This window comes from Stappia sp., assembly GCF_048261845.1.
In the GTDB taxonomy this organism is placed as follows: domain Bacteria; phylum Pseudomonadota; class Alphaproteobacteria; order Rhizobiales; family Stappiaceae; genus Stappia.
Genome location: NZ_JBLXFR010000009.1, coordinates 73650 through 99887, shown reverse-complemented (window position 1 = coordinate 99887; position 26238 = coordinate 73650). Strand labels below are relative to the sequence as shown.

The window sequence follows — 26238 nt, the reverse complement described above, 5'->3', positions numbered from 1 at the left end:
GTCGCAGGACCAGGCTAGACCGCCGACCAGCCGACACCGGCCCATCTACACCATTTCCTGCCAGCAGGCGGTCGGCGCCGCGATCAATATGATCCTGCAGATGCCGTTCGCGCCCGGCGCTGCCGACCGGGTCCGCGAGGCGGTATCGCAGGTCATCGCCGGCAACGACTGCTTCCACCTCCGGTTCCGTCCGGGCGCCGAGGGCCTGCGCCAGTATTTCCTGCCGACGCGGTGCGGGCCAGAGGATTTCGAGGAGGTCGAGGCGCGGGAAGCGGAGTTCGACCGGCTGGCGACAACCTTCACGGAGCGGGCCTTCGACATCGAGACCGAACGCCCCTTTCGCCTGCTGCTGCTGACCGCGCCCTCCGGTGCCGGGCGTCTCGTCCTGTCGATGCATCACCTGATCAGTGACGGCATGTCGCGCGAATACATCCGCCGCGACATCGAGGACCAGCTGAAAGGCATGGCCGTCGCCCCGCGCACGCCCTTCAGCTCGGTGCTTGCGCTCCAGTGCGGCGGCGAGAAGTCCCGCTCGGCCGCCCACTGGCTGAGGCATATCCAGGACGCGCCGCCGATGAAGCGTTTCATCGCCGGGCCCGACAGGCACGACATGTCCGGCCGCTCGCTGAGCGTGGCGCTGGGCTGCGATCACGAAGCCCTTCTCGCCGCGACCAAGGAGATGAACACCGGCGTCTTCCCCTATCTCATGTCGCATTTCTATCGCGCGCTGGCCGGACATGTCGGCATGGATGATCTGATCATCCGCGTCACCACGCACGGTCGCTACCGGCCGGAACTGCTCGACACGCTCGGGCTGCTTTTCAGTGCCGTGCCGGTGCGCCTCGATTGCGCGGCAGCGCCGACGCGCGAGATCGTCGCGTATCTTGACCGGCTGCTCGAAGAGGCGCGGGAGCATCAGGATGTCGGCTTCGAGGATCTGGCGCGGCTCATCGGGGAGCCGCCCGACGAGCGCATCCACCCGGTTACCGGCGTCAGCTTCGCCCTTGACGGCTATGACGTCACCGAGCGCATGCCCGCCGGTCTGGCGCTGGCGCCGAGGGGCGGGGCGCTTCGTGCCTCATTGCCGCACGAGATGCTGGCCTTTGCCCGGCCCTATGCCGACGGCTGCGCCCTGCGGTTTCTCTATCGCACCAGGGCATTTTCGGACGACGATATCCTCGCCATCGTGTCGCGGATGAGAAGGGCGATCGAGGGTGAACTTGCCGCCCGCCAGTAACAATGTCGGCGCCGCCGCGGCCTGGCGCTCCTGGCCCGCCGAAAATCCGGCACGCCGCGGTCTGTCGGTCTGGCTCTGCCGCGACGCGGAGCCGGAGGCCGCCGCCGCGATTGCGGGCTGCCAAGACTGCCTGAGCGACAGTGAACTGGCGCGCATGGCCCGCTTTCGCTTCCCCGCCCTGCGCCGGCAGTTTGCCCTGGCCCACGGTCTCGTCCGCCAGGTGCTGTCGCTTTTCCATCCGCAGGTCGCGCCGCGTGACTGGCGCTTCGATGCCGGACCGCAGGGCAAGCCGGAAATCGCCGCCGGCCTGCCGCGCATCGCCTTCAACCTGTCGCATGCGACCGGACTTGTCGCGCTGGCGGTCGCTGCAGGCGAGGAGGAGGGGCCGGTCGGCGTCGATGTCGAGCAGGCCACCCGCAACATCGGCCCCGGCATCGCGCGGCGCTATTTCGCGCCCGAGGAGGTGGCGGATCTGGAGGCCTTGCCCGAAGCGCAGCAGCGTGACCGCTTCTTCACGCTCTGGAGCCTGAAGGAGAGCTACATCAAGGCGACCGGCTTCGGCCTGTCGCTGCCGCTCGACAGCTTTTCCTTCGCCTTCCCGGCGCCGGGCCGCATCGCCTTCCGGCGCCATCCCGACCGGGTGCCGCCGCATTTCGCAGGTGACGGTTTTTCCCCGGCCTTCTCTGCTCCGGCCTTTCGGCAGGCGATGCTGACCTCGCCGGCGGGCGAGCGCCATTCGCTGGCGCTGTGTGGCGGAGAGCCTGCCCGTCCAGGCCGTGAAATCCCGGTGTTCGAGAGCGTGCCGGGACGCGCCGTGCGCCGCCTCGATTTCGTCTGGGACAGGTGTTCGAGCGCGACGTGAAGACACGCGTGCAAGGCACAAGGGGCCCGGCTGTGCCGCCGGGCCCCTTGCAGTCTTTCAGGTGTATCGAAGCTCAGAACGCCGGTTCGACGCTGTCGACATTCTCGCTCGTCACCACCGTCAGCGGGATCGGGCGGCGGGCTTCCACCTCCTTGCCGTCGAGGATCTCGGCCATCGTCTCGATCGCCAGCTTGCCGTCCTCGACCGGCGACTGGACGATGGTCGAATGCATCTCGCCGGACTTGATCGACGCGAAGGCGTCCTTCTGGCCATTGATGCCGACGATCGGCGGCGTCTGCTTGCCCGGATTGGCTTCCTTCCAGGCATCGATGAAGCCGCGCGCCATCGTGTCGTCATTGGCGTAGACGCCGTTGATCTTGTCGCCGAAGCGGGTGATCAGGTCGCGGCTCACGACCAGCGCCTTCTGCTGGTCGAAATCGGCGTTGACCGTGTCCAGCACCTCGATCTTGCTGCCGATCTCCGCGAGCCGGTCAACGAAACCGCCGACGCGGCCGATGGTCGTGCCGTTGCCCGCCTGTCCGGCGATGACGATGACGGAGCCTTCGCCGCCGAGCACGCTGTTCAGCGAGTCCGCCGCCATCTCGCCTTCCTCGTAGACGTCCGGCCCGGTGAACGACTTGATGAACTGGTTGGCCTGTTCGTCCATCGGCGAGTTGATCAGGATCGCCGGGATTCCCGCCTGCTGGGCGCGGGCAAGGCCGGGGATATACGCCTGCGGGTCGAGCGGCCAGAGAATGATCCCGTCGACGCTGCGCGCGATGCAGGTGCCGAGCTGCTCCGTGCCGGTCTGCACATCGAAGTTCTGGCTGAGCGTGATCATCTCGATGCCCAGTTCCTTGGCGCGTGCCTCCAGCGCCTCGTTGGCCGGCGTCGCATAGGCGTGCGCGTCGGCGGCCGTCACGTAGCAGACGGTCTTGGCCTGCGCCCAACTGGCGGAAGCCAGAAGTGCGAGTGTCCCGAGAAGCAGTCCACGTTTCCAGTTCGCCATCGTCTCCTCCTTCGAATGGCTGTAAAATCAGTGCACACCGCCTGCCGCGGCATGGTTGCGGGGCCCCGGCCGCACGGTGCGGTCCAGAACGACAAGCAGGATCAGGATGCATCCGGCGACGACCTGCTGGACGTAGGCGGGCACCGACTGGAACTCCATCGCGGTGGTCAGCGAGGCTATGGTCAGCACGCCTCCCAGCGTGCCGAGTGCCGAGCCGCGTCCTCCCTCGATGCGGGTGCCGCCGACGACGACGGCCGCGATCACGGCGACGAGCAGCTCCGACCCGAAGACCGGCGAGCCCGTGTTGGTGGTCAGGCTCTGCAGCACGCCGGCGAGACCCGCGAGCAGGCCGGCGAAGACGAAGCTCAGGAACACGGTCCGCCCGGGCGAGATGCCGCTCGCCTTCGCGGCATCGGCATTCGAGCCCACGGCGAAAAGGTTGCGCCCGGCCACCGTGCGGGTCAGCCACACATGCAGCAGCAGCACGGCGCCGATGAACAGCGCGCTGCGCAGGGTGAAGACGTCCAGGTAGATCTTCGACAGCGACACAGACAGCATGATGTCGGTGCCCGGAACCGGCTGGCTGTCCGTGAGCCAGTGGGCGGCCGAGCGGAAGATCAGCATGGTGGCGAGGGGCGCCACCAGCGGGGTCACCCGCAAGGCGACGACGAGCAGGCCGTTGACCGCACCGGCGGCGGCGCCCGCGATGAGCCCGGCCATCGCCGCCGGCCAGATGCCGAGGCTGGGCTGCAGCATCACCGCGACGATGCCGGCCAGCGCGAATGTCGAGCCGACGGAAAGGTCGATCTGCCGGGCGATGAGCAGCACCGTCATGCCGATGGCGATGAGGCCGACCGTCGCGCCCCGGTCGAGGCCGAGGCTCAGCGTGGTCGCCCCGAGGAACCCCGGCACCAGCAGCGAGGCGAAGACAAGCGTCAGCCCGAGGATGACGGCGACGCGGAACCGGACGATGGTTGCAAAGAGGTTCATCAGGCGCCTCCCCGGCGGCGAAGGGCGACATCGAGAGCCACCGCGCCCGCAATGAGCAGGCCGAGCACGAGGCCCTGGACCGGGGTGCGCACCCCTTGCAGCACCATCACGTTGGTCAGCAACTGCACGAAGACGAGGCCGGCGATGGCCCGTGGCACGGATCCCGCCCCGCCCATGATCGAGACGCCGCCGACCACGACGGCGGTGATCGCGCTGAACTCGTAGCCGGTGCCGACCAGCGGCCGCGCGCTTTGCAGGGTCAGGCCGAGCAGGGCCCCGCTCAGGCCCGAGCAGAGCCCGGTGATGACGAAGGCGCCCGCCTTGACCGCCCGGACCGGCACGGCGGCGGCCTCCGCGGCCTTCTGGTTGCCGCCCGTGGCGAAGGTCCAGCGTCCCCACCAGGAGCGCGCCAGCAGGAAGTTTCCGGCAATCGCGACGGCGAGAAAGATCAGCACGATGGCGGGAATGCCGAACAGGCGGCTCTTCACCAGCATCGCCGTTTCGGGGTTGGTGCCGTAGACGATCACGCCGCCGACGGCAGCCTGGACAATGCCGAGCACGATGGTGCCGATGCCGAGGGTTGCGATGATCGGATTGATGCCGACATAGCCGATCAGGACGCCGCTCACGAGGCCGCAAAGCCCGGCCAGGCCGATGGCCGCGACGAAGGCGGGCACCGGGCCGATCACCGGCTGCAGCGCCAGAGAGAGAATGGCGCCGCAGGCGATCGTCGCGGGCACGGAGAGGTCGGCCAGCCCGCCGACCACCAGCACGAAGGTCATGCCGACGACGACGATGCCGATGATCGCCATCGAGGTCATCACGTTGATCAGGTTGCCGGTGGTGAAGAATACCGGGCTGACGGCGCTGCCATAGGCGATCACCGCCAGGATGGCGATGCCGAGCCCGGCCCGGGCGAGCAGTGCGGCAAGTCTGCCGTCCTTGCTGAAGCGTGCGCTGCCGGCCTCCTGCCGCATGGTTGCAGATGCGTCCGTCATGCCGCTTCCTCTCCCGTGGCAAGCGCCATGATCCGTTCCTCGCTGAGTGCCTCGCGCTCGACCGGCGGCGCGGCGCGGCCGTCGCGCATGACCACCACCCGGTCGCAGACGCCCAGCACTTCCGGCAGTTCCGACGAGATCATCACGACGGCCATGCCGCCTGCGACGAGCTCGCCGATGATGCGGTGTATCTCCGCCTTGGCGCCGACATCGACGCCGCGCGTCGGCTCGTCGAGGATCAGCACCGAGGGGCCCGTCGACAGCCAGCGCGAGATCACCGCCTTTTGCTGGTTGCCGCCGGAAAGCTGTTCGATGCGGCGCTCCGGGTCGGGCGGGGCGATGGCAAAATCGCGCGTGTATTTCGCCGCGAGCCTGCGGTCGGCGCTCATGCTGACGCGCCCGAGGTGCGACAACCGTCGCAGCACCGGCAGGCTGATGTTTTCCCGGACGCTCATCGAGGGGATGATGCCGCTGTCCTTGCGGTCTTCGGGCACATAGGCAATGCCGGCCTTCACGGCGGCGGCGGGCGAGGTGATCGTGGTTGCCACGCCATTGATCTCGATCCGGCCCCGGCTCACCGGCGCAAGGCCGAAGATCGCCCGCGCCAGTTCCGTGCGGCCGGCACCGACAAGGCCGGTCAGGCCGAGGATCTCGCCGGCCCGGACCTCGAAGCTGATGTCGTGGAAGTCGTGCCCGTCGGAAAGGCCGACGACCTTCAGAACCGGGTCGCCGATTTCCGATGGTGTTTTCGGGAAGACATTGGTCACCTCCCGCCCGACCATGAGACGGATCATCTCCGCGGCTGTGATGCCGGCGGCGGGCCGCGTGTCGATCAGCTGGCCGTCGCGCAGCACGGTCACGTCGTCGGCGATCTCCAGCACTTCCTTGAGCCGGTGGCTGATATAGATGATCGCGATCCCGGCCGCCTTCATCGTCCGCAGGATGCGGAACAGCGCGGCGGTCTCGTGTTCGCTGAGGCTGGACGTCGGTTCGTCCAGCACGATGATGCGCGGGCCGGCCGAATAGGCCTTGGCGATCTCGACGAGCTGCTGCTGGCTGATCGACAGGTCGCCCAGCCGCGCCTTCGGGTCGATGGCCGCGCCCAGTTCCTCCAGGATGGCTTTCGTGTCGCGCAGCATCGCCGCCCGGTCGACGAAGCCCCGGCGCCGGGGCATCCGGCCGAGATAGACGTTCTCCGCGACGCTCAGGTCCGGCACCAGGTTCAGCTCCTGGTGCACCATGCGGATGCCCAGCTTCTGGGCGTCCGCCGGCTTGCGCATGCGGACCTCCACGCCATCGACTTCCGTCGTTCCGGCGCTTGGCAGGTAGGTGCCGCTCAGGATTTTCATCAAGGTGGACTTGCCGGCGCCGTTCTCGCCGACAATGGCGTGGACCCGGCCGTACTCGGCGCTGAGGCTGACGTCGGAGAGCGCCTTCACGCCCGGAAACGTCTTGCTGATCCCCCGCATGCGCAGGGCGCTGCCGGATGCGGCCATGTCCTCCCTCCCGGTTCCGTGTCCCCGCGCCGCCGGTCTGTCGCCGTGTTCGCCGGGTGGATGACAGTCTATTACACTAATATAACAATGCGTGCAAGGCCGGATCTCCGGCCATTCTTGCGGCTCTCCCTATCCGCAAAGCCCGTAGAAGCGCGCGGCATTGGCGCCATAGACCCCGGCACGCTCGTCGGCGGAGAGTTTCCCGTCGAGCACCGTGCGCAGGGCGTTGAGCACCTCGGCATAGCTGCCCGCCAGCAGGCAGACCGGCCAGTCGCTTCCGAACATCAGCCGCCCCGGGCCGAAGGCCGACAGCACATGGTCGACATAGGGTTCGAGGTCGGCCGGCCGCCAGGAAGCGTGGTCGGCCTCCGTGATCATCCCGGAGAGCTTGCAATGGACGTTGGGCAGGGCCGCGAGACGCGAGATCCCGGCGGCCCAGCCGTCGAACTCCCGCGCGGCGATTGCCGGCTTCGACAGGTGGTCGACGACGGCCCTGAGCTGGGGAACCGCTTCCAGCGCGCTCGTGACATTGGCAAGGTGCCGGGGGAAACCCAGCACGTCGAAGGCGACCCCGCGCTCGGCCATGCGGGCGAGATTGTCACGCACGCCCGGCCGCAGGATATAGGCATCGTCGTCGAGGTCCTGCAGCATGGGGCGCAGGCCGACGAATTTCGGCCGCGCCAGGAGCCGGTCCAGCTTGCCGGCGAAGCCTGCATCTTCCATGTCCAGCCAGCCGACCACCCCGGCGACGAAACCGGCCCCGTCGGCAAGGTCGAGAAGGAACTCCGTCTCGGCCTCGCTTTGCGCCGCCTGCACGACCACCGTCCTGTCGACACCGGCCTTGCGCAGGAGCGGGGCGAGGTCTTCGGGCAGGTAGTCGCGGCGGAGCGGGAGACCCGTCTCCGCCGTCATCCAGTGATAGTCGCCGCGCGCCACCTTCCAGAAGTGATGGTGGGCATCGATGACCGGGACCGGCTTTCGGTTCGGACTGGCGGACATGGGGAGACCTCAGGCGTCGGCGCGCACGGATTGTTTCTGCGAACCCAGGCCCTCGATCTCGAGCTCCACAATATCGCCCGCCTTGAGGTAGCGCGGCGGCTTCATGCCCATGCCGACGCCCGGAGGCGTGCCGGTGGAGATGATGTCGCCGGGCTGCAGCGACATGAACTGCGACAGGTAGGAGACGAGGAAGGCGACGCCGTAGACCATCGTCTTCGTCGAGCCGTTCTGCATCGTCTCGCCGTTGACGCTGAGCCGCATGGCGAGGTTCTGCGGGTCGGCGATCTCGTCGCGCGTCACCAGCCAGGGTCCGATGGGGCCGAACGTGTCGCAGCTCTTGCCCTTGGTCCACTGGCCCTGGCGCTCCGCCTGGAAGGCGCGCTCCGAAACGTCATGGGCAACGCAATAGCCGGCGACGTGATCGAGCGCGTCGGCCTCGCTCACATATTTCGCCGTCTTGCCGATGACGACGCCGAGCTCGACCTCCCAGTCGGTCTTGATCGAGCCGCGCGGGATCAGAACGTCGTCATTGGGGCCGGTGATGGCCGAGGTCGCCTTCATGAAGACGACCGGCTCGCTCGGAACGGCCATGCCCGATTCCGCCGCGTGGTCCGCGTAGTTGAGACCGATGCAGATGAACTTGCCGGTGCCGCTGACACAAGGCCCGAGCCGCGGATTGCCGCTGACCAGCGGCAGCGTTGCCGTGTCGAGCGCCGCCAGTTTCGCCAGCGCGTCGGGGTGGATATGCTCGCCGCCGACATCGCCGATCACGCCGGAAAGATCGCGGATCTTGCCGTCCGCATCGAGGATGCCGGGCTTTTCATTGCCTGCTTCGCCATGGCGCAGAAGCTTCATGTCATGTCTCCGAAAGAAGTTGGGGAAGGGAAAGGCAGCGGGAAGGGCGGTCAGTAGGTGGCGCGCCCGCCGGACAGGTCGAACACGGCGCCGGTGGTGAAGCTGTTCTCCTTCGAACAGAGCCAGGCGACCATGTTGGCGGCCTCGTCCACCTCCAGGAAGCGTCCGCGCGGGATCTTTGAGAGCATGTAGTCGATATGCTCCTGGCTCATCTGGTCGAAGATCGGCGTGCGCGCGGCCGCCGGCGTCACGCAGTTGACGGCGATGTCCTGGCCGGCGAGTTCCTTGCCCAGCGACTTGGTCAGGCCGATCACCGCCGCCTTCGAGGCGGAATAGGCGGAGGCGTTGGGGTTGCCCTCCTTGCCGGCGATCGAGGCCACGTTGACGATGCGGCCGTAGCCCCTGGCCTTCATCGAGGGGACGACGGCGCGGTTGACGTGAAAGGTGCCGTTCAGGTTGATGTCGATGACGCGCCGCCAATCCTCCAGCGGATAGTCCTCCAGCCGGTGGTTGGGACCCGCGATGCCGGCGGAGTTGACGAGGATCGACACCGGACCGAGGCGCTGTTCGGTTTCGCGATGCGCGGCGACCACCGCCTCCGCGTCCGTGATGTCGACGGTGATGCCTTCGACACCGCCGCCCAGCTCCTCGCGGGCGGCAGCAAGGCGCTCGCCGTTCATGTCCCACAGGGCGACTTTGGCACCCGATGCCAGGATGCGCCGGGCGAAGGCCAGTCCGAGCCCTTGCGCGCCGCCTGTGATGACAGCCGACTGGCCGCCCAGATCAATCGTATTCACCTTGGAATTTCCTCCTGTTGCAGGACCGCGCCGCCGCCGGCCGCCTCCTCGCGGGCCGTTCGCATTGCGGATTGCCCTTTCATGTTACACTAGTATAATAATAGAGTGAACAAGGATGACCCCGCGATTTGATTGACGCATGCTGTTTTTCGCGACAATCCGAGGTCAATCGGTCGAGACGGCCGCGGACAAAGTGGGGTTCTGGAACATGGCTGCGAAAATGCGGGAAGAGGCGGACAAGCTCAAGCTCTCGGGGTTCCTTGATGGCGTGACGCTCAACCGGACCATTCCGCTGCGCGATCAGGTCTACGCCCTTGTGCGCAAGGCGATCGTCATCGGCAAGCTGGAGCCGGGCGCGCCGATCAACGAGATCGAGATCGCCAACAAGCTCGGCATTTCGCGCACGCCCGTGCGCGAGGCGGTGAAGAAGGTCAGCGACGAGGGCCTGATCGAGGTTTTCGCCCAGCATGGCACATTCGTCTCCGCCATCAGCCGCAAGCAGGTCGAGGAGGCCTATATCATCCGCATCGCGCTGGAGCTGGAGAGCATCAGGCGGGCGGCGCTGGTCATCGAGCCGTCCCAGATCCACGACCTCGAGGACATCATCCACGCCCAGGAAGTCGCGGTGAAGCGCGAGCGCTACGACGAGGCGATCGCGCGCGACGACGACCTGCACCGCTACATCGCGGAGGTGAACGGGCTCAGCATGCTGTGGAAGGCGGTCGATGTCTCGAAGGCCCAGATGGACCGTTGCCGGCTGCGCACCATTCCCTCGCCGGGCGCCGCGCAGGAGACCATCGCCCAGCATCGCGCCATCCTGGCGGCGCTGGCAAACCGCGACCAGGAGGGCGCCATGACCGCCCTGCGCGATCATCTGGAGACCTCCCTGCGCAACACGCTGGCCTATCTCGACACCGAGCCCGACAGCCAGGCCGTTCCGTCGGACGACTGATCGCCGTCTCGCCCGCCTGCTTGCCTATCCGTCTGCCTGGCGCGGACCGCGCCATGGCGGGCGCCGCGACCATCCGCACCACGAGACCAGAGGAGAGAGCCAAACCGTGAAGGTATCCGACCGCAGGACGTTGAAAAGAGCCGGCCTGGACGTGACCGCGCTCGGTCTGGGATGCGCCGCCTTTGGCGGTCTCTACAGGTCCGCCGACGCGTCTGAGGCGCTTGCCGCGCTCGCCGCCGCCTGGGCGGCGGGCATTCGCCATTTCGACGTCGCGCCCATGTACGGGCTCGGCCGGGCCGAGCATCTTCTCGGCCATTTTCTGCGCGAAGAGGCGGGCGACAACGACGAGGCGGTGGTCAGCACCAAGGCGGGTCGGCTGATGGCGCGCCCCCGTCCTGGCCGCCACCTGCCGCCGCCGGCGCCGGCCAATCCCTTCGATTCCGGCTGGCGCAACGGCCTGCGCTTCCAGGAAATCTTCGACTACGGCTATGACGGCATCATGCGCAGCTTCGACGACAGCCAGCAGCGCATGGGACGGCCGGAGATCGATCTTCTTTTCGTCCATGACATTGGCCGGGTCACCCATGGCGAGCGGCACGAACGCCACTGGAACGCACTTGTATCCGGCGGGTTCAGGGCGCTTTCGGAACTGCGTGCAGCCGGCCTCATCAAGGGCTTCGGGCTCGGTGTCAACGAGGCGGAGGTCATCGACGCGGCCATGAACGAGGCCGATCTCGACTGCTGCCTGCTGGCCGGGCGCTACACGCTGCTCGACCGCAGCGGGGCGGCGCTCCTCGACAAGGCGAAGGCCCGCGATGTCGCGATCATCATGGGCGGTGTCTACAATTCGGGAATTCTGGCGTCGGCAACCGGCGGCGACCGCAAGTTCAACTATGCCGACGCCCCGCCCGAAATCCTGCGCAAGGTCGACAGGCTGGCCGGCATCTGCGCCCGCCATGAGGTTCCGCTCGGCGCGGCGGCGATCCGCTTTCCTCTTCGCAACGCCGCCGTTGCCTCCGTCCTCGTGGGCGCGCGAAGCCCGCAGGACGTCACGACCAGCATCGACTGGTTCGAGCGCGACATTCCCGATGAACTCTGGAACGCCCTCGAGGCGGTGGAATAGCCGGCGCGGAGGAAACCAGGGCCCCCCGGAACCGGTCGGGCCGCGTTTCGCGAAACGGCGGGACTACATCGTCGCGCCGACCTGCCAGGGCACGAATTCGCTGTCGCCATAGCCAAGCGCCTCCGACTTGGTCCGCTCCCCGGATGCGACGGCGAGGACCCGTTGCAGGATCTCCTCGCCCTTGTCGGCGAGCGTGACGCCGTCGAGGATGTCACCGCAATTGATGTCCATGTCCTCGTTCATCTGCCCGTAGATATAGGAGTTCGAGGCAAGCTTGATCGAGGGTGTCGGCTTGCAGCCGAAGGCGGAGCCGCGCCCGGTGGTGAAGCACAGGATGTTGGCGCCGCCGGCGACCTGGCCGGTGGCCGAGACCGGGTCGTAGCCGGGCGTGTCCATGAAGACGAGACCCTTGGCATCGACCGCCTCGGCATAGTCGAAGACGCCGGTCAGGTTGGTCGAGCCGCCCTTGGCCGCCGCGCCCAGCGATTTTTCAAGGATGGTGGTCAGCCCGCCCGCCTTGTTGCCCGGAGACGGGTTGTTGTTCATCTCCATGTTGTGGCGGGCGGTGTACTCCTCCCACCAGCGGATCCGTCCGGCCAGCTTCTCGCCGATGGCGGCCTGTTCGGCGCGGCGCATCAGGAGGTGCTCGGCGCCGTAGATCTCCGGCGTCTCGGACAGGATCGCCGTGCCGCCTTCCGCGACCAGCAGGTCGACGGCCATGCCGAGCGCCGGGTTGGCGGTAATGCCGGAATAGCCGTCCGAGCCACCGCATTGCAGCGCCAGCATCAGCTCGGAGGCGGGCGCCTCGCTGCGTGTCGCCGCATTGGCGATCGGCAGCATTTCCAGCACCGCCTTGACGCCGGCCTCGACCGTCTTGCGGGTGCCGCCCACCTCCTGGATGGTCAGCGTGCGGAAAGCGGCGTCTTCCTTGATGCCGTAGGTGTTCATCCAGCGCGGGATCTGGAAGGCCTCGCAGCCGAGGCCGACCATCAGCACGCCGCCGATATTGGGATTGGTGGCGAAGCCCCACTGGGTCCGCTTGAGCAGCTCGTACGCCTCGCCATCGACATCGAGACCGCAGCCGGTGCCATGCACCAGCGAGATGACCCCGTCCACATTGGGATAGTCGTCGAGCACGCCGGAGCGGGTCACCTGGTCGGCGATGAAGCGCGAGGCGCTGGCCGAGCAGTTCACCGAGGTCAGGATGGCGATGTAGTTGCGGGTGCCGTACTTGCCGTTGGCGCGCCGGAAGCCCTGGAAGCTGCGCCGCTTTTCCGGCGTCACATAGGCGGTCGGGCGGGCGTCGCGGCCGAAATCGTAGTCCCGGTCGAACGCGTGCAGGTAGACATTGTGCTCGTGAACCCAGTCGCCCGGCGCGATGTCGTCCCTGGCGAAGCCGATCACCTGCCCGTATTTGACGATGGCCGCATCCCGGCCGATCGGCTCGATCGCCATCTTGTGACCGCGCGGCACGCGTTGCGCGGCGCTGATCCCGCCCGCTGTCTCGCCGGGGCTGATGGCCTCGATCGCCACGACGATGTTGTCGGCATCGGTAAGTCTGAGAGCGCGCGTCATTGGGCCGTCGATGTTTTCGGGGTGAGCGGGGTCAGGTTGCGAAACCATGCTGATCTGTATAGGAATACTAATATAACAATAGGAAATGTCAAGGTGAAAGCTTTCGCCATTCCGTTTGTTTCCTTGACGTTTTTCCCGAGCGAGGAGGGTCCTGATGACCAGGATGGGCATGTGCATAGGTCTGAAGCCGGACGTCGTGGCGCGGTACCGCGAACTTCACGCGGCTGTCTGGCCCCAGGTCCTGGCGGCGATTTCGGCGGCGGGCATCCGCAACTATTCGATCTTCCTGAAGGAGCCGGAGAACCTGCTCTTCGCCTATTGGGAATATGTCGGCGAGGACTTCGCGCAGGACATGGAGCGGATGAAGCTCGATCCCGCGATGCGCGAATGGTGGAAGATCTGCGACCCGCTGCAGGAGCCGCTTGCAACCCGCCTTGAGGGCGAATGGTGGGCGGCGATGGAGCCGGTGTTTCATCATCCCTGAACACGGTGCCTGAAGAAGGGCGCCGCGCGGCCCCGGCGGGTGGTCTGCCGGGGCCGCGCGCGCTGGGACATGCGCCGGGATCGCACGTGCCTCAGCGGTAGAGCAGGGTCGGCAGCCACATCGTCACGGCCGGCACGAAGGTCACCAGCACGAGCACCAGGAACAGCGGCACCAGGAACGGCAGGGTTGCCGAGACGCAGCGTTCGAAGGGCAGCTTGGCGACCCGCGACAGGACGTAGAGCACCATGCCGATCGGCGGCGTCAGCAGTCCGATCATCAGGTTCAGCACGACGATCACGCCGAAATGCACCGGGTCGATGTTCATCTTCAGCGCGATCGGCAGCAGCACCGGCACCAGGATCGTGATCGCCGCGACCGTCTCCATGAAGCAGCCGACGATCAGCAGGATCAGGTTGATCAGCAGCAGCACGATGATCGGGTTGTCGGAGATCGTCAGGATCAGCGCGGCGAAATGTTCGGGCGCGCGCTGCGAGGTGAGGATCCACGCGAACACCGATGCGGCGCCGACGATGAACAGCACCACGGCGGTCGTCTCGATCGTGTCGAACGACACCCTGAGGAAGCGTCGCAGCGTCAGCGTCCGGTAGACGAAGAGCCCCAGCACCAGCGCCCAGGCACAGGCGGCGATGGCCGCTTCCGTGGGCGTGAAGGCACCCGACAGGATGCCGCCGACGATGATCACCGGCGTCATCAGCGAGAGCGCCGCGCGCGACAGCGAGGTGCCGAGCACGGAGATGCTGAAAGCCTGGTCGCGCGGATAGCCGCGCCGCCGCGCATAGATCGCGATCATGATCATCAGCGCCACGGCCATGATCAGGCCGGGGATGAAGCCGGCTGCGAACAGCTGGCCGATCGAGGCGCCGGCGACGACGCCGTAGATCACCATCGGCAGCGATGGCGGGATGATCGGCCCGATGGTCGAGGAGGCGGCGGTGACGCCGACGGCAAAGCCCGGGTCGTAATTGGCGTCGCGCATCGCCTTGATCTCGATGGCGCCGAGGCCGCCGGCATCGGCGACGGCCGCGCCCGACATGCCCGCGAAGATCACCGAGGCGCCGACATTGACATGGCCGAGACCCCCTCGCATCCAGCCGACCAGGGCCTTGGCGAAGTCGAAGATCCTTGCCGTGATGCCGGCGGTGTTCATCAGGTTGCCGGCGAGAATGAAGAAGGGAACCGCCAGCAGCGGAAACGAGTCGACGCCGTTGATCATCCGGTGGATGACGATGACGTCGGGCACCCGGCCGTCGAGCAGGATGAAGACGGCCGACGAGCCGGCCAGCGCGATGGCGACGGGAGCGCCCATGGCGATGAGCAGGAACAGGAGCACGAAGAGCAGCGCGAGCAGCATGCAGGGCCTCTCAGAGATTGGGGCCGGGAACGGCGGCCTCGTCGGGGTCGACGAGGCGGCTTGTGCCGGAACGCCAGTGGCGCGCGAGCACTTGCAGCGCGTAGAGGGACATCGCGGCGAAGCAGGCGGCGACGATCCAGTAGACCGAGGATTTCGGCACGTCGATCGAGACCATCATCTGCTGCGTGTTGCCGGCGAGTTGCACGCACAGCCAGCCGGCGACGACGTAGAAGACGAGGCAGATGACGTCGACCGTGATCTGCAGCGCGAAGCGGGCGCTGCGGCTCAAATAGCGGTAGCAGAACTCGACGGCGATATGGCTTTCCTTGCGCACCGCCATGAACGACCCGAGGAACGTCACGCCGATCAGCAGGAAGCGCGCGATCTCCTCCGTCCAGCCGAGGGAATCGTTGAGGACGTAGCGCGTGAAGAACTGCAGGAAGACGACGAAGGCAAGGATCCAGAAGACGGCGAGAACGATGCTGTCGCCCCAGGAGATGTCGGAAAGGTTTTCGGACGCGGCGTCGGCCTCGTCGTCCGGCAGCTGTTTGGTGTTCATGATGGCCTCCTCCCATGCCGCCGCGCGGGAGCCCGGTCGGGCGGCCGCGCGGCGGTCCGGTAGCAAACGGATGCGGACGGGATGAGACCTACTTGATGGCCTGGAGCTTGTCGTAGGTGGCCTGGTCCCAGGTCGCGTCGTCGCCGTTATGCAGCTTCATCGTCGCCTCGCGGAACGGCCCGCGATCCACTTCGCGCACGTCGACGCCCTGGTCCTTGAACCACTGCACCAGGCTCTTTTCCTTGTCGATGATCTGCTGGGTGGCGCAGTCGGCCGCCTCGTCGAGCACCGTGCCGAGCGCGGCCCGGTCGGCCTCGTCCATCTGCTGCCAGGTCGGGTCGCCGACAATGGTCAGCAGCGCGTCGGTGATATGGCCGGTCAGGTTGATGTGCTTCTGCACCTCGTAGAACTTCTTCGCCTGGATGGTGGGAAGCGGGTTCTCCTGGGCATCGACCGTGCCCTGCTGCAGGGCAAGGTAGACCTCGGCGAAGGCGATCGGCGTCGGATTGGCGCCCACCGCCCGCGGGAACATCATGTAGAGCGGCGCGTTCGGCACGCGGATCTTGAGGCCGGACATGTCCTCCGGCTTGTCGACCGGCACGTTCGAGGTGACATGACGCTCGCCGTAATAGGTCACCGACGTGATGTGGTTCTTGGTGGCGTCCTGGTAGCCCTTGGACAGCTCCTCGAACAGGTCCGAGTTGCGGTACTTGTCCCAGTGCTCGTAGTCGCGGAACATGAACGGCGCGCCGCCGATGGCGATCGGGCCGAACGAGCGGCCCGCGAACAGCTGGCCGGTATAGATGATGTCGACGGTGCCGAGGCTCAGGCCTTCGTTGATGTCGACTTCCTTGCCCAGCGACGAGGCCGGGAAGACCTCGATCGAGTAGCGGCCGTCCGTTGCCGCCTTCAGCTTGTCCGAAGAGGCGACGGCACAGGTGTGGTACGGCTCGTTCGACTCATAGACATGGGCCCATTTCAGGGCCGTCTCGGCCATTGCGGCCGAGCTCGAGAAGGCGAGCAGCGCGACGGTTCCGATAAGCGATTGCTTGAGGTTCTTCACTAGGTTTTCCTCCCTTTCTGACGAGATCCGGTCCGATGCGTTGCCGCATTGCCGCGACGGCCTCCCGGCGCAAATCGCGCCTCCGTCACAACTTTTCGGTTTCCAAACCCATGTCTGTATACTAACATATTAGTATGAATTCAATGCCGAATTCCGCATCTTCCGCAGCGGTTTCCCGGGGGCGGTCGTCTCGCACGCATGTTGGCGAACTGATCGCCGACGCGTTGCGCCGCGAGATCGTCTCCCTTCGCCTGCGGCCTGGCGAGACCCTCGACAAGGGGGAGCTTGCGCTGCGTTTCGGCGTGTCGCGCTATCCGGTTTCCGAGGCTCTCAACCAGCTCCGCAGCGAGGGGCTGGTCGACATCCGCCCGCAGAGCGGTTCCTGCGTCTCCCATATCCGCCTGGCGGACATGGAGGAGGACCTGCTCATGCGCCGGGCGCTGGAGGCCGAGATCGTCGCGCGGCTGGCATCGCGAAAGGATGCCGGCCTCCTGGACGACCTGCACCGCAACCTGCGTTACCAGCGCACGGCGATCGAGGCGGTTGACAGCGGCGGCTTCCATGAGCTCGACCTTGCGTTTCATGACGCGCTCGCCAACGCGCTCTCCTATCCGCGGTTGCGCGGCACGGTCGAGAAGCTGCGCCTGTCGCTCGACCGGGCGCGCCGGGTGGTCGGCTCGACCAGGCGCCTGACCGCGACGCTGCGAGAGCACGAGGCGATCGTCGCCGGGCTGGAATGCGGCGACCCGGACATCGCGCGCCGGGCCATGACCGCGCATATCGACACGGTCACCGGGGAGTTGCGCGACTATGCCGCGCGCCATCGCGAGATCTTTGCCAATGGCTAGGAAAGGCCGACAGGTCCGGTGCGGACCATCGGCACGACAACAGGGAAGGAACGGGACTTGAGCGGAAATCTGGACGGCAAGACGGTGCTGGTGACGGCGGCGGCGCAGGGAATCGGACGGGCCAGCGCGCTCGCCTTCGCGGCCGCGGGCGCGAAGGTGCTCGCCACGGACATCAACACGGAGCGCCTGGCGGAACTCGACGGGACGGCCGGCATCGAGACATGCCGGCTCGACGTTCTCGACGATGCGGACGTCGCCGCCGTCGTTGCCGCGCGCGGACCGTTCGACGTGCTGTTCAACTGCGCCGGCTTCGTCCATGCCGGCTCGATCCTCGAGATGCCCGACAAGGACCTGGACTTCGCGCTCGATCTCAACGTGCGCTCGATGGTGCGCACCATCCGCGCCGTCCTGCCGGGCATGCTGGAGCGCGGCGAGGGTGCCATCGTCAACATGGCGTCGGTCGCCAGCAGCATGAAGGGCGTGCCCAACCGCTGCGCCTACACGCTGTCCAAGGCGGCGGTGATCGGCCTGACCAAGTCGGTTGCCGCCGACTATGTCGGCCAGGGCATCCGCTGCAACGCCATCTGCCCCGGCACGGTGGAAAGCCCCTCGCTCGCCGACCGCATGCGCGCGCTCGGCGGCGATATCGAGGCGGCGCGTGCCGCCTTCATCTCCCGCCAGCCGATCGGCCGGCTCGGCACGCCGGAGGAGATCGCGGACCTTGCCGTGTATCTGGCAGGCGCCACCTACACCACCGGTCAGGCCGTTGCCATTGACGGCGGCTGGGCCATGTAGTGCGGCGGGCAGCCCGTGGTGAGTGAACGGCCGCGGGCGTCGCCACCTTGCGCAGAATTTGGGCAGATGCCCGGCAGGTAAGGGGTGAACGGCAGCATCCCGCCCCGCGAAAACCGGTGCTGACGGGCGCGAACCCGTCCGTCAGCCCGCCCGCCAACGGTTGGCATGAGCGTTGCTTTCCTGATGTCGGATCGCCATGAGCGACGGGCAGAGGGGAAAAATCATGCAGCGCAGGAACTTCATCGCACTCCTGGGAGCGGCCGTCATCGGTCTCTCGTCCTATGCAACGACCGGCGCCCGCGCGGATGCGCTGGCCGACATCGCGGCGCGCGGCGTCGTCCGCATCGCCGTCCCGCAGGACTTCCCGCCCTTCGGCAGCGTCGGCACCGACATGGCCCCGCGCGGTTACGACATCGACATGGCCAGGCTGATCGCGGAGAAGCTCGGCGCGAAGGTCGAGATCGTGCCGGTCACCAGCGCCAACCGCATTCCCTACCTGCAGACCAACAAGGTCGACCTGGTCATCTCCAGTCTCGGCAAGAATGCCGAGCGTGAGGCCGTGATCGACTTCTCCGACGCCTATGCGCCCTTCTTCAACGGCGTCTTCGCGCCCGCCGATGTGGCGGTCGAAAAGGCCGAGGATCTTGACGGCAAGACCGTCGGTGTCACGCGCGGCGCGATCGAGGACCTGGAGCTGACCAAGATCGCCCCGGCCGGCACCGACATCAAGCGCTACGAGGACAACAACGGCACCATCTCCGCCTTCCTGTCGGGCCAGGTCGAGGTCATCGCAACCGGCAATGTCGTCGCCGCCGCGATCCTGGAGAAGAACCCGCCCAAGCGCCCGGAGATGAAGTTCCTGATCAAGAATTCGCCGTGCTACATCGGCATGAACAAGAACGAGCCGGCCCTCTTGGCGAAGGTCAACGAGATCATCGCCGCCGCCAAGGCCGACGGCAGCCTCAACGCGATCTCCCAGACCTGGCTCAAGCTCGACCTGCCGGCGAGCATGTGACGGTCGCCAGCGGGCGGGCGCTCCGGTGACCTACCAGTTCGATTTCAGCTGGCTCCTGCCGTATATGCCGGTGCTCCTCAAGGGCATCGGCATCACGCTGCAGCTCATTTTCGTCGGGGCTGTTGCGGGTGTCGCGCTCGGGATCGCCTGCGCCTGGGTGCGGGCGCTCGGCCCTGGCTGGCTTCGGCCGGTTGTCGCCGGCTATGTCGAGCTCGTCCGCAACACGCCCTTCCTGATCCAGCTGTTCTTCATCTTCTTCGGCCTGCCTTCGCTCGGCCTGCAGATGTCGGAACTGGCCGCCGCCAGTCTGGCGATGATCGTCAATCTCGGCGCCTATAGCTGCGAAATCGTCCGCGCCGGCATCCAGGCCACGCCGCGCGGCCAGTTCGAGGCCGGCGCAAGCCTCGCGATGACACCGTTCCAGACCTTCCGTCACGTGGTGCTGATCCCGGCCTTGCAGCGCATATGGCCGGCGCTCTCCTCGCAGATCATCATCGTCATGCTGGGTTCGGCGGTGGTCTCGCAGATCGCGGCGGAAGATCTCACCTTCGCCGCCAATTTCATCCAGTCGCGCAACTTCCGGGCCTTCGAGACCTATTTCGTCTCGACCCTGATCTATCTTCTGCTCGCCATCGCCCTGCGTCAGGTCCTGTACATTCTCGGTTACGCGCTGTTTCCCGCGAGGAAGGCCTGAGCCATGGTCGAGTTCACCCTCTGGGACATCCTGCGCAATCTGCTGCTGGCGACCCGCTGGACCATCGCATTGTCCCTGGTCTCGTTCCTCGGGGGCGGCATCGTCGGTGCGTTGCTGCTGTTTCTCAGGATCGGGGGCGGCACCGCCGCCCGCGTGTTTTCCAAGGGCTATGTCGAGCTTTTCCAGGGCACGCCGCTCTTGATGCAGCTGTTTCTCGCCTTTTTCGGTCTCGGCCTTCTCGGCATCGACGTGCCGGCCTGGCTTGCCGCCGGTGTGGCGCTGGTGCTGTGGACCGCGGCGTTCCTGGCCGAGATCTGGCGCGGCTGCGTGGACGCGGTTCCCCGGGGCCAGTGGGAAGCCTCGTCCTCGCTCGGCATGGGCTATGTGCAGCAGATGCGCTGGGTGATCCTGCCGCAGGCGCTGAAGGTCGCCATTCCGCCAACGGTCGGCTTCTCCGTCCAGGTGGTCAAGGGCACCGCGCTCACCTCGATCATCGGCTTTGTCGAGTTGTCGAAGGCCGGGTCCGTCGTCACCAACGCCACTTTCCAGCCTTTCACTGTCTATGGCCTGGTGGCGCTGATCTATTTCGCGCTGTGCTGGCCATTGTCGAAGTCCAGCCAGATCCTGGAGAAGAAGCTCAATGTCGCTCATCGCGATCACTGAGGTGAAGAAGCGCTTCGGCGACAACGAGGTGCTGAAGGGCATCACGCTTGATGTCGCGCCGGGCGAGGTCATCGCCATCATCGGCAAGTCGGGCTCCGGCAAGTCGACCTTGCTGCGCTGTATCAACGGGCTTGAGAGCATTGACGGCGGCTCGATCGTCGTCGCCGGAGCGCAGCTCCTGCCGAGCGAGGTCCATCTGAAGGCGTTGCGGCTCAAGGTCGGCATGATCTTTCAGCAGTTCAACCTGTTTCCGCACCTGAGCGCCGGCGGCAACGTCATGCTGTCGCAAATGGTGGTGAAGAAGAAGCCGAAGGCCGAGGCGGAGGCCATGGCGCGGCGGATGCTGGAACGTGTCGGCCTGGCCCACAAGTTCGACGCCTTTCCCGACCAGCTTTCGGGTGGCCAGCAACAGCGTGTGGCGATTGCCCGGGCGCTGGCGATGGAGCCGATCGCGCTTCTGTGCGACGAGGTCACGTCGGCGCTGGATCCGGAACTTGTCGCCGAGGTGCTGGCGGTGGTCAAGGAACTGGCTGCCGACGGCATGACGCTGCTGATGGTCACTCACGAGATGCGGTTCGCGCGCGAGGTCTGCTCACGTGTCGTCTTCATGCATGAAGGCCGTGTCCACGAGATCGGCCCTCCGGAAGACGTCTTCACGGCGCCCGCAACGCCGGAATTGCGTCAGTTCATCGGCCTGCAGTGAGGCCTTGAGCACGGCCCGCCGGCAGACATCCGCTTGCAGGGTTGCGACGACGCGCCGCTCCCCGTCCGGTTGCGGGCGGCCTGCGCCGCGCGCATTCTGGTGCCTCGGACGGGCAGGGAGAGGCGGATGCGGGTCGTCAATACCCCCGAGGGGACCTCGGCGCCGGACCCGGAAGCGCTCGGCGCGCAGCCCGCCCCGCTGTCGCCCCGGGGCGCCCGGCTCGGGCCGGCCGGCGCCGGGCCGGAAATGGCCTTTGACCGTCCCTTGCAGGTCGGTGCCAGCGGCGGTCACGGCCCGATCGGCTACCGGGTCGAGGCGTACCGGCCGGGCCGGTCCGTCTGGTTCGCCTTCCTGCGCCCCGCCGGCTTTGCCGGCGGCCACGGGCTCGAGATCGAGCCGCTTGGCGGCGGCCGGAGCCTGTTGCGCCACCGGCTGGAAATGACGGTCTCCGGGGCGGCGCGCCTGTCCTGGCCGCTCGCCTTCCGTCCCTTGCATGACGCCCTTGTCGAGGATGCGCTGACCCGCGCCGAGACAGAGCTCGGCCTGCCGCCGACGGTCCGCCGCTGGTCGTTCTGGGTCCGTGTCCTGCGCTGGTTTCTGTCCGGCGGCCGCGCCCGGCCGCAGGCGCCGGCCGGCTGACGCCCTCCCGCCCTATTGGGCGCGGGAGACGTGCATCATGTCGGCGCTGATCAGCCAGCCTTCGTCCCGCCGGGTGAAATAGACCAGCGAGCGCCCGTTCAGCCGGGTTTGCGTGCCGCCCTGTCCGTCGATCTGTGCCGACCATTCCCAGTAGGTGGCGGCCCGGTCGGCGCCCGTTTCGGTCTGCACCTTGGTGAAGACGATGCGGTTGCGGCCAAGCGAGAAGTTCCGCTGGAAAACGGCCCGGATGGCGTCGCGGCCGGCAATCGGCGCGTTCCCGGGAGCGATGAACAGCGCCTTCGGGTCATACATGGCGGCAATCGCGTCGGCATCGCCGGCAGCTGTTGCCGCGACGAACCGCTGCACCGCGTCGGCGGGCGTTGCCAGCCCTTCGGCCGCCGCCGGACCTGCCCCGGAAAACACGCTCGCCAGCATGGCCAGCACGGCGAGGACCGGGGTCACTGCCGCACGCCGCAACCGTGTGACGGCGGGCGTCGACGATGCGGACGATGCGTCCGGGGCGGGGCGGCCCGGGTTCTCGGATACTGCGCTGCCGGGCATGCTGCCTCCTCGTTCATGGTGCCGGCCTGCATGGCCCTGCCTGACGCCGTTTCCGGCACAATTATGAGTCCACATCCTAGCCCGGGGGCGGGGCGGCGAACAGGCCTTCAGGGCAGGGGGGGCCTTTCCCGTGCCGCCCGCCTTGATGCCCGCCTTGATGCCCGCCTTGATGCCCGTCTTGACGCCTGCCGGACTTGCTCCTATCGTGCCGCCAAATTCGTTGGGGTGCCTGTGGTCAGGCTGAGAGGCGCGCGATGCGTCAACCCACTGAACCTGATCCGGGTCATGCCGGCGTAGGGAACGAATGCGAAGGCCCGAAAGTTTCCCCCTGGAAGCGCGCAGCGGGCTACAGCCGCAAGTCCGGCCATCCGTTTCCTGCTCCTCACGTCCTGGATCCGCATGTTCGCGGGCGCTTGTCCGCGTCCGCAAAACGCGCGCCCGACATGGCGCCCGGGGAGATGGACAGGCCGTGGCAGACAGGATTGCAGCAGCGCCGGGATCGACGACAGGAACGGCAACCGGCCGGGGCGAGGCCCCCGCCATCGCGCTTACGATTGCCGGTTCCGACAGCGGCGGCGGCGCCGGTATCCAGGCGGACCTGAAGACCTTTTCGGCGCTCGGCGTCTATGGCGCCAGCGTCATCACTGCCGTGACCGCGCAGAACACCCGTACCGTGACCCATATCCACGACATTCCGCTCGATGTGGTCGAGGGTCAGATCGCCGCCGTGCTCGGCGATCTCGATGTTGCCGCGATCAAGATCGGCATGCTCTCCTCGCCTGAGATCGTCGAGAGCGTGGCGCGCGCGCTGCACGGCTACGCCGGCCCCGTTGTGCTCGACCCGGTCATCGTCGCCAAGTCCGGCGCCAAGCTTTTGCGCGACGAGGCGATCGCGGCACTGAAGGAACGGCTCCTGCCGCGCGCGACCGTGATCACGCCGAACCTGCCGGAGGCCGCCGCCCTGCTCGACTGCGCCCCGGCGGGCGATCCGGAGGAAGTCGAACGCCAGGGCAGGGCGCTTCTTGCGCTCGGTCCGGCCGCCGTCCTGATGAAGGGCGGCCACGCGGAAGGGGAGGTCTGCACCGACCTTCTGCTTGTGGCCGGCCAGCCGGCCCTTGCCTTCACGGCTGACAGGCTCGACACCCGCAACACCCACGGCACCGGCTGCACGCTCTCCTCGGCGATTGCCGCCGGCCTTGCCAGCGGCCTTTCGCTGTCACGGGCAGTCGGCCAGGCGCATGACTGGCTGCATGGTGCGATCCGCGCCGCCGACCGGCTTGCCGTCGGCTCCGGGCATGGTCCCGTCCATCACTTCCACCGGCTGTGGGAGGGCCTGCGATGAAGGTCTCCGTCATCGGCGGCGGCGTTGTCGGGCTTTGCGTTGCGACGGTTCTTGCCGAACGCGGGCTTGAGGTGACGCTTTACGAGCGTGCCGAGGCACCGGGCCCCGCCTCCTGCTCCTGGTGGGCCGGCGGCATGCTCGCGCCCTGGTGCGAGGGGGAAAGTGCCGAGGAGCCGGTGGTGCGGCTCGGCCGCGATGCCATTTCCTGGTGGTCGGAGCGCGTTGGCGGCGTCGTGCTCAACGGCAGCCTTGTTGTCGCGACGCCGCGCGATGCGGCGGACCTGCGCCGTTTCGCCCGGATGACCGAGTGCCATGAGGCGGTCGATGCCGAACGCATCGCAGCGCTGGAGCCGGATCTGGAAGGCCGCTTCCGCCAGGGACTGTTCTTTGCCGGCGAAGGCCATCTCGAGCCGCGCCGGGCACTTGCCGACCTTGTCGCCCGGCTGGAAGGGCTGGGCGCCGAACTGCGCTTCGGCACGGAAGTGTCGCCGCAGGACGCTCCTGGCGACAAGGTCATCGACTGCCGGGGTCTCGGCGCGCGGGACGACCTGCCGGAGCTGCGCGGCGTCAAGGGCGAGATGCTGGTGCTGCGCGCTCCCGACATTTCGCTCTCGCGCCCGGTCCGCCTGCTGCATCCGCGCATTCCGCTTTATGTGGTGCCGCGTGGACAAGGCGTCTTCATGGTCGGCGCGACCATGATCGAAAGCGGCGAGCGCTGGCGCATCACCGCCCGCTCCATGATGGAGCTGCTCGGCGCCGCCTATACGCTCAACCCGGCATTTGCCGAGGCGGAGATCCTGGAGACCGGCGTCGATGCCCGTCCCGCCTTTCCCGACAACCTGCCGAGGCTCCTGCACGAGGGCCGCATCCTGCGCGCCAACGGCACCTATCGCCACGGCTACCTGCTCGCGCCCGCCCTTGCCCTGCAGGTGGCCGGGCTTCTGCTCGAACCTGAAACCGAACCGGAGTTCTTTCATGGCCATAACAGTCAACGGCGCTCCGCTTGACATCGCGCCCGGCTCGCTCGCGGCCCTGCTCGATGCGCTCGACTACGGCGATGCCATCGTCGCCACCGCCGTCAACGGAGACTTTGTGCCGGCCGAGGACCGCGCGGCGACGGATGTCCGCGATGGCGACCGGGTCGAGATACTTGCTCCCATGCAGGGAGGCTGAGTTATGCTGACGCTCTATGGAGAAGCGGTCGAAAGCCGGTTGCTGCTCGGCACCGCGCTCTACCCGTCGCCGGCGATCATGGCCGATGCGGTGCGCGCGTCCCGCTGCGGCATCGTCACCGTCTCGCTGCGGCGCGAGGCCGGGTCCGGCGGCGCCGGCCAGCAGTTCTGGTCCTTCATCCGCGACCTCGGTGTCCGCGTCCTGCCCAACACCGCCGGCTGCCATTCGGTCAAGGAGGCGGTGACCACGGCGAAGATGGCGCGCGAGGTTTTCGGCACGCCCTGGATCAAGCTCGAGGTGATCAACGATGCCGAGACGCTGGCCCCCGATGTCTTCGGTCTCGTCGAGGCGGCGCGCATCCTGACCGGTGAGGGCTTCCAGGTGTTTCCCTACTGCACCGAGGATCTCGGTGTCGCGACCCGCCTCATCGAGGCCGGCTGCGAGGTGCTGATGCCCTGGGGCGCGCCGATCGGCTCGGCCCGCGGCCTCAACAATGTTTACGGCCTGCGCTCGCTGCGCGCCCATTTCCCGGATGTGCCGCTGATCGTCGATGCAGGCCTCGGCCTGCCCTCGCATGCGGCAGCTGCCATGGAGCTCGGCTATGACGCGGTGCTCCTCAACACCGCCGTCGCCAGGGCCGGCGATCCCGTGCGCATGGCCGATGCTTTCGCCCGCGCCGTCGAGGCCGGTCGCATCGGCTTTGAGGCCGGCGCGATGGAGCCGCGCGACATGGCCGCCCCCTCCACCCCCGTTCTCGGAAAGGCCTTCCTCGAATGACCGCGACGACGCGTGCCGCAAGGCTCGACCCCTTCTACCCGATCTTCGACAGCGCCGCCTGGATCGACCGGCTGGTGCCGCTTGGCGTCAAGCTCGTTCAGCTGCGCGTCAAGGACAAGTCCGAGGCCGAACTTGTCGCCGAGATCCGCGCGGCAGAAGCAACCTGCCTTGCCCATGGCTGCATGCTGGTCGTCAACGACCACTGGCGGATCGCCATTTCGGAAGGTTGCCGCTTCGTCCATCTTGGCCAGGAGGACCTGGCCGAGGCCGATCTCGGCGCAATCCGCGCCGCCGGCCTCAAGCTCGGTCTCTCCACCCATGACGACGCCGAACTCGACACGGCGCTTGCCGCCCGTCCCGACTACATCGCGCTGGGTCCCGTCTACCCCACCATCCTGAAGAAGATGAAATGGGCGCCGCAGGGACTTGAGCGGATCGGCATCTGGAAGAAGCGCATCGGCGAGATCCCGCTTGTCGCCATCGGCGGCATGAGCGTCGAGCGCGCGTCCGGCGCTTTCGAAAACGGCGCCGACATCGTCTCCGCCGTCACCGACATCACGCTCAACGCCGATCCCGAGGGGCGGGTGCGGGAATGGCTCGCCGCCACCCGTCCGCACGAATAACGCAACGTGCAATATCGAGCAAAATCCGATCAAT

General features: G+C 67.2%; 29 protein-coding genes and 1 riboswitch. Of the genes, 17 read left to right on the top strand and 12 right to left on the bottom strand.

Annotated features, from left to right (window positions below; all coding sequences use genetic code 11):
• Both ACN0T5_RS06330 and ACN0T5_RS06325 read left to right on the top strand, forming a co-directional pair.
• Positions 1–1237 (top strand): condensation domain-containing protein (locus tag ACN0T5_RS06330; protein WP_417767779.1); only part of this gene is annotated, 1237 nt, incomplete at its 5' end.
• Positions 1215–2099: a 4'-phosphopantetheinyl transferase family protein gene (locus ACN0T5_RS06325; RefSeq protein ID WP_417767778.1), complete on the top strand. Its 885-nt coding sequence runs from the start codon at positions 1215–1217 to the stop codon at positions 2097–2099. The genes ACN0T5_RS06330 and ACN0T5_RS06325, both read left to right, overlap by 23 nt.
• 73 nt (positions 2100–2172) lie before the next feature.
• On the opposite strand, the gene ACN0T5_RS06320 is transcribed toward ACN0T5_RS06325, so the two are convergent.
• The 7 genes from ACN0T5_RS06320 to ACN0T5_RS06290 all read right to left on the bottom strand — a co-directional run bounded on the left by ACN0T5_RS06320 (position 2173) and on the right by ACN0T5_RS06290 (position 9243).
• The gene (locus ACN0T5_RS06320) at positions 2173–3108 is read right to left on the bottom strand and encodes a sugar ABC transporter substrate-binding protein (RefSeq protein WP_417767777.1); all 936 of its coding nucleotides are present in this window, start codon (positions 3106–3108) and stop codon (positions 2173–2175) included.
• A 27-nt stretch (positions 3109–3135) separates the two neighbouring features.
• Positions 3136–4098, bottom strand: coding sequence for an ABC transporter permease (locus ACN0T5_RS06315; RefSeq protein ID WP_417767776.1), 963 nt, complete (start codon positions 4096–4098; stop codon positions 3136–3138).
• Positions 4098–5096 (bottom strand): ABC transporter permease, encoded by a 999-nt coding sequence (locus ACN0T5_RS06310; RefSeq protein WP_417767775.1) that lies wholly within the window; start codon positions 5094–5096, stop codon positions 4098–4100. Before ACN0T5_RS06310 ends, ACN0T5_RS06315 begins: the two co-directional genes overlap by 1 nt.
• Positions 5093–6592: a sugar ABC transporter ATP-binding protein gene (locus ACN0T5_RS06305; RefSeq protein ID WP_417767774.1), complete on the bottom strand. Its 1500-nt coding sequence runs from the start codon at positions 6590–6592 to the stop codon at positions 5093–5095. Before ACN0T5_RS06305 ends, ACN0T5_RS06310 begins: the two co-directional genes overlap by 4 nt.
• Positions 6593–6721: 129 nt before the next feature.
• Complete coding sequence (locus ACN0T5_RS06300; RefSeq protein WP_417767773.1) at positions 6722–7591, bottom strand: amidohydrolase family protein; 870 nt, start codon at positions 7589–7591, stop codon at positions 6722–6724.
• Between the two features lie 9 nt (positions 7592–7600).
• Positions 7601–8446: a fumarylacetoacetate hydrolase family protein gene (locus ACN0T5_RS06295; RefSeq protein WP_417767772.1), complete on the bottom strand. Its 846-nt coding sequence runs from the start codon at positions 8444–8446 to the stop codon at positions 7601–7603.
• A gap of 50 nt (positions 8447–8496) precedes the next feature.
• On the bottom strand, positions 8497–9243 hold the full coding sequence (locus ACN0T5_RS06290) for an SDR family NAD(P)-dependent oxidoreductase (RefSeq protein WP_417767771.1): 747 nt from the start codon (positions 9241–9243) through the stop codon (positions 8497–8499).
• Positions 9244–9451: 208 nt separating this feature from the next.
• On the opposite strand from ACN0T5_RS06290, the gene ACN0T5_RS06285 reads away from it, so the two are divergent.
• Complete coding sequence (locus tag ACN0T5_RS06285) at positions 9452–10195, top strand: GntR family transcriptional regulator (protein ID WP_417767770.1); 744 nt, start codon at positions 9452–9454, stop codon at positions 10193–10195.
• A gap of 106 nt (positions 10196–10301) precedes the next feature.
• On the top strand, positions 10302–11318 hold the full coding sequence (locus ACN0T5_RS06280; protein WP_417767769.1) for an aldo/keto reductase: 1017 nt from the start codon (positions 10302–10304) through the stop codon (positions 11316–11318).
• Between the two features lie 63 nt (positions 11319–11381).
• On the opposite strand, the gene ACN0T5_RS06275 is transcribed toward ACN0T5_RS06280, so the two are convergent.
• The gene (locus ACN0T5_RS06275) at positions 11382–12893 is read right to left on the bottom strand and encodes a UxaA family hydrolase (RefSeq protein ID WP_417767768.1); all 1512 of its coding nucleotides are present in this window, start codon (positions 12891–12893) and stop codon (positions 11382–11384) included.
• A 154-nt stretch (positions 12894–13047) separates the two neighbouring features.
• Here ACN0T5_RS06275 and ACN0T5_RS06270 point away from each other — a divergent pair, with 154 nt between their 5' ends.
• Positions 13048–13377 (top strand): L-rhamnose mutarotase, encoded by a 330-nt coding sequence (locus tag ACN0T5_RS06270; protein ID WP_417767767.1) that lies wholly within the window; start codon positions 13048–13050, stop codon positions 13375–13377.
• Between the two features lie 91 nt (positions 13378–13468).
• Here ACN0T5_RS06270 and ACN0T5_RS06265 read toward each other — a convergent pair whose 3' ends face one another.
• The 3 genes from ACN0T5_RS06265 to ACN0T5_RS06255 form a co-directional block, all read right to left on the bottom strand.
• Positions 13469–14749, bottom strand: a complete 1281-nt coding sequence (locus tag ACN0T5_RS06265) for a TRAP transporter large permease (RefSeq protein WP_417767766.1) — start codon at positions 14747–14749, stop codon at positions 13469–13471.
• 10 nt (positions 14750–14759) lie between these two features.
• Positions 14760–15308, bottom strand: coding sequence for a TRAP transporter small permease (locus ACN0T5_RS06260; RefSeq protein ID WP_417767765.1), 549 nt, complete (start codon positions 15306–15308; stop codon positions 14760–14762).
• A gap of 88 nt (positions 15309–15396) precedes the next feature.
• Positions 15397–16371: a sialic acid TRAP transporter substrate-binding protein SiaP gene (locus ACN0T5_RS06255; RefSeq protein ID WP_417767764.1), complete on the bottom strand. Its 975-nt coding sequence runs from the start codon at positions 16369–16371 to the stop codon at positions 15397–15399.
• A gap of 143 nt (positions 16372–16514) precedes the next feature.
• Here ACN0T5_RS06255 and ACN0T5_RS06250 point away from each other — a divergent pair, with 143 nt between their 5' ends.
• The 7 genes from ACN0T5_RS06250 to ACN0T5_RS06220 all read left to right on the top strand — a co-directional run bounded on the left by ACN0T5_RS06250 (position 16515) and on the right by ACN0T5_RS06220 (position 21728).
• Positions 16515–17219, top strand: a complete 705-nt coding sequence (locus ACN0T5_RS06250; RefSeq protein ID WP_417767763.1) for a GntR family transcriptional regulator — start codon at positions 16515–16517, stop codon at positions 17217–17219.
• Between the two features lie 57 nt (positions 17220–17276).
• Complete coding sequence (locus tag ACN0T5_RS06245) at positions 17277–18014, top strand: SDR family oxidoreductase (protein ID WP_417767762.1); 738 nt, start codon at positions 17277–17279, stop codon at positions 18012–18014.
• 223 nt (positions 18015–18237) lie between these two features.
• Positions 18238–19029: a transporter substrate-binding domain-containing protein gene (locus ACN0T5_RS06240; protein ID WP_417767761.1), complete on the top strand. Its 792-nt coding sequence runs from the start codon at positions 18238–18240 to the stop codon at positions 19027–19029.
• Positions 19030–19054: 25 nt separating this feature from the next.
• Positions 19055–19723 carry an amino acid ABC transporter permease gene (locus ACN0T5_RS06235; RefSeq protein ID WP_417767760.1) on the top strand — a complete coding sequence of 223 codons (669 nt, stop codon included), beginning with the start codon at positions 19055–19057 and terminating at the stop codon, positions 19721–19723.
• A 3-nt stretch (positions 19724–19726) separates the two neighbouring features.
• On the top strand, positions 19727–20386 hold the full coding sequence (locus ACN0T5_RS06230) for an amino acid ABC transporter permease (RefSeq protein WP_417767759.1): 660 nt from the start codon (positions 19727–19729) through the stop codon (positions 20384–20386).
• Positions 20364–21089 carry an amino acid ABC transporter ATP-binding protein gene (locus ACN0T5_RS06225; protein WP_417767758.1) on the top strand — a complete coding sequence of 242 codons (726 nt, stop codon included), beginning with the start codon at positions 20364–20366 and terminating at the stop codon, positions 21087–21089. The genes ACN0T5_RS06230 and ACN0T5_RS06225 overlap by 23 nt, the downstream gene beginning before the upstream one ends.
• Positions 21090–21215: 126 nt before the next feature.
• On the top strand, positions 21216–21728 hold the full coding sequence (locus ACN0T5_RS06220) for a hypothetical protein (protein WP_417767757.1): 513 nt from the start codon (positions 21216–21218) through the stop codon (positions 21726–21728).
• 12 nt (positions 21729–21740) lie between these two features.
• On the opposite strand, the gene ACN0T5_RS06215 is transcribed toward ACN0T5_RS06220, so the two are convergent.
• A complete protein-coding gene (locus tag ACN0T5_RS06215; protein ID WP_417767756.1) occupies positions 21741–22289 on the bottom strand; it encodes a YybH family protein in 549 nt (182 codons plus the stop codon).
• A gap of 211 nt (positions 22290–22500) precedes the next feature.
• A riboswitch (TPP riboswitch) is annotated at positions 22501–22606 on the top strand.
• Between the two features lie 152 nt (positions 22607–22758).
• On the opposite strand from ACN0T5_RS06215, the gene thiD reads away from it, so the two are divergent.
• From thiD to ACN0T5_RS06190, 5 genes are read left to right on the top strand one after another with little or no spacing between them, the layout of a single operon-like run.
• Complete coding sequence (gene thiD / locus ACN0T5_RS06210) at positions 22759–23631, top strand: bifunctional hydroxymethylpyrimidine kinase/phosphomethylpyrimidine kinase (RefSeq protein WP_417767755.1); 873 nt, start codon at positions 22759–22761, stop codon at positions 23629–23631.
• Positions 23628–24638 carry a glycine oxidase ThiO gene (gene thiO, locus ACN0T5_RS06205; RefSeq protein WP_417767754.1) on the top strand — a complete coding sequence of 337 codons (1011 nt, stop codon included), beginning with the start codon at positions 23628–23630 and terminating at the stop codon, positions 24636–24638. Before thiD ends, thiO begins: the two co-directional genes overlap by 4 nt.
• Positions 24607–24804, top strand: a complete 198-nt coding sequence (thiS, locus tag ACN0T5_RS06200; RefSeq protein ID WP_417767753.1) for a sulfur carrier protein ThiS — start codon at positions 24607–24609, stop codon at positions 24802–24804. Before thiO ends, thiS begins: the two co-directional genes overlap by 32 nt.
• Before the next feature lie 3 nt (positions 24805–24807).
• Positions 24808–25581, top strand: a complete 774-nt coding sequence (locus tag ACN0T5_RS06195; RefSeq protein ID WP_417767752.1) for a thiazole synthase — start codon at positions 24808–24810, stop codon at positions 25579–25581.
• The gene (locus tag ACN0T5_RS06190) at positions 25578–26204 is read left to right on the top strand and encodes a thiamine phosphate synthase (protein ID WP_417767751.1); all 627 of its coding nucleotides are present in this window, start codon (positions 25578–25580) and stop codon (positions 26202–26204) included. The genes ACN0T5_RS06195 and ACN0T5_RS06190 overlap by 4 nt, the downstream gene beginning before the upstream one ends.
• Positions 26205–26238 lie beyond the last annotated feature (34 nt).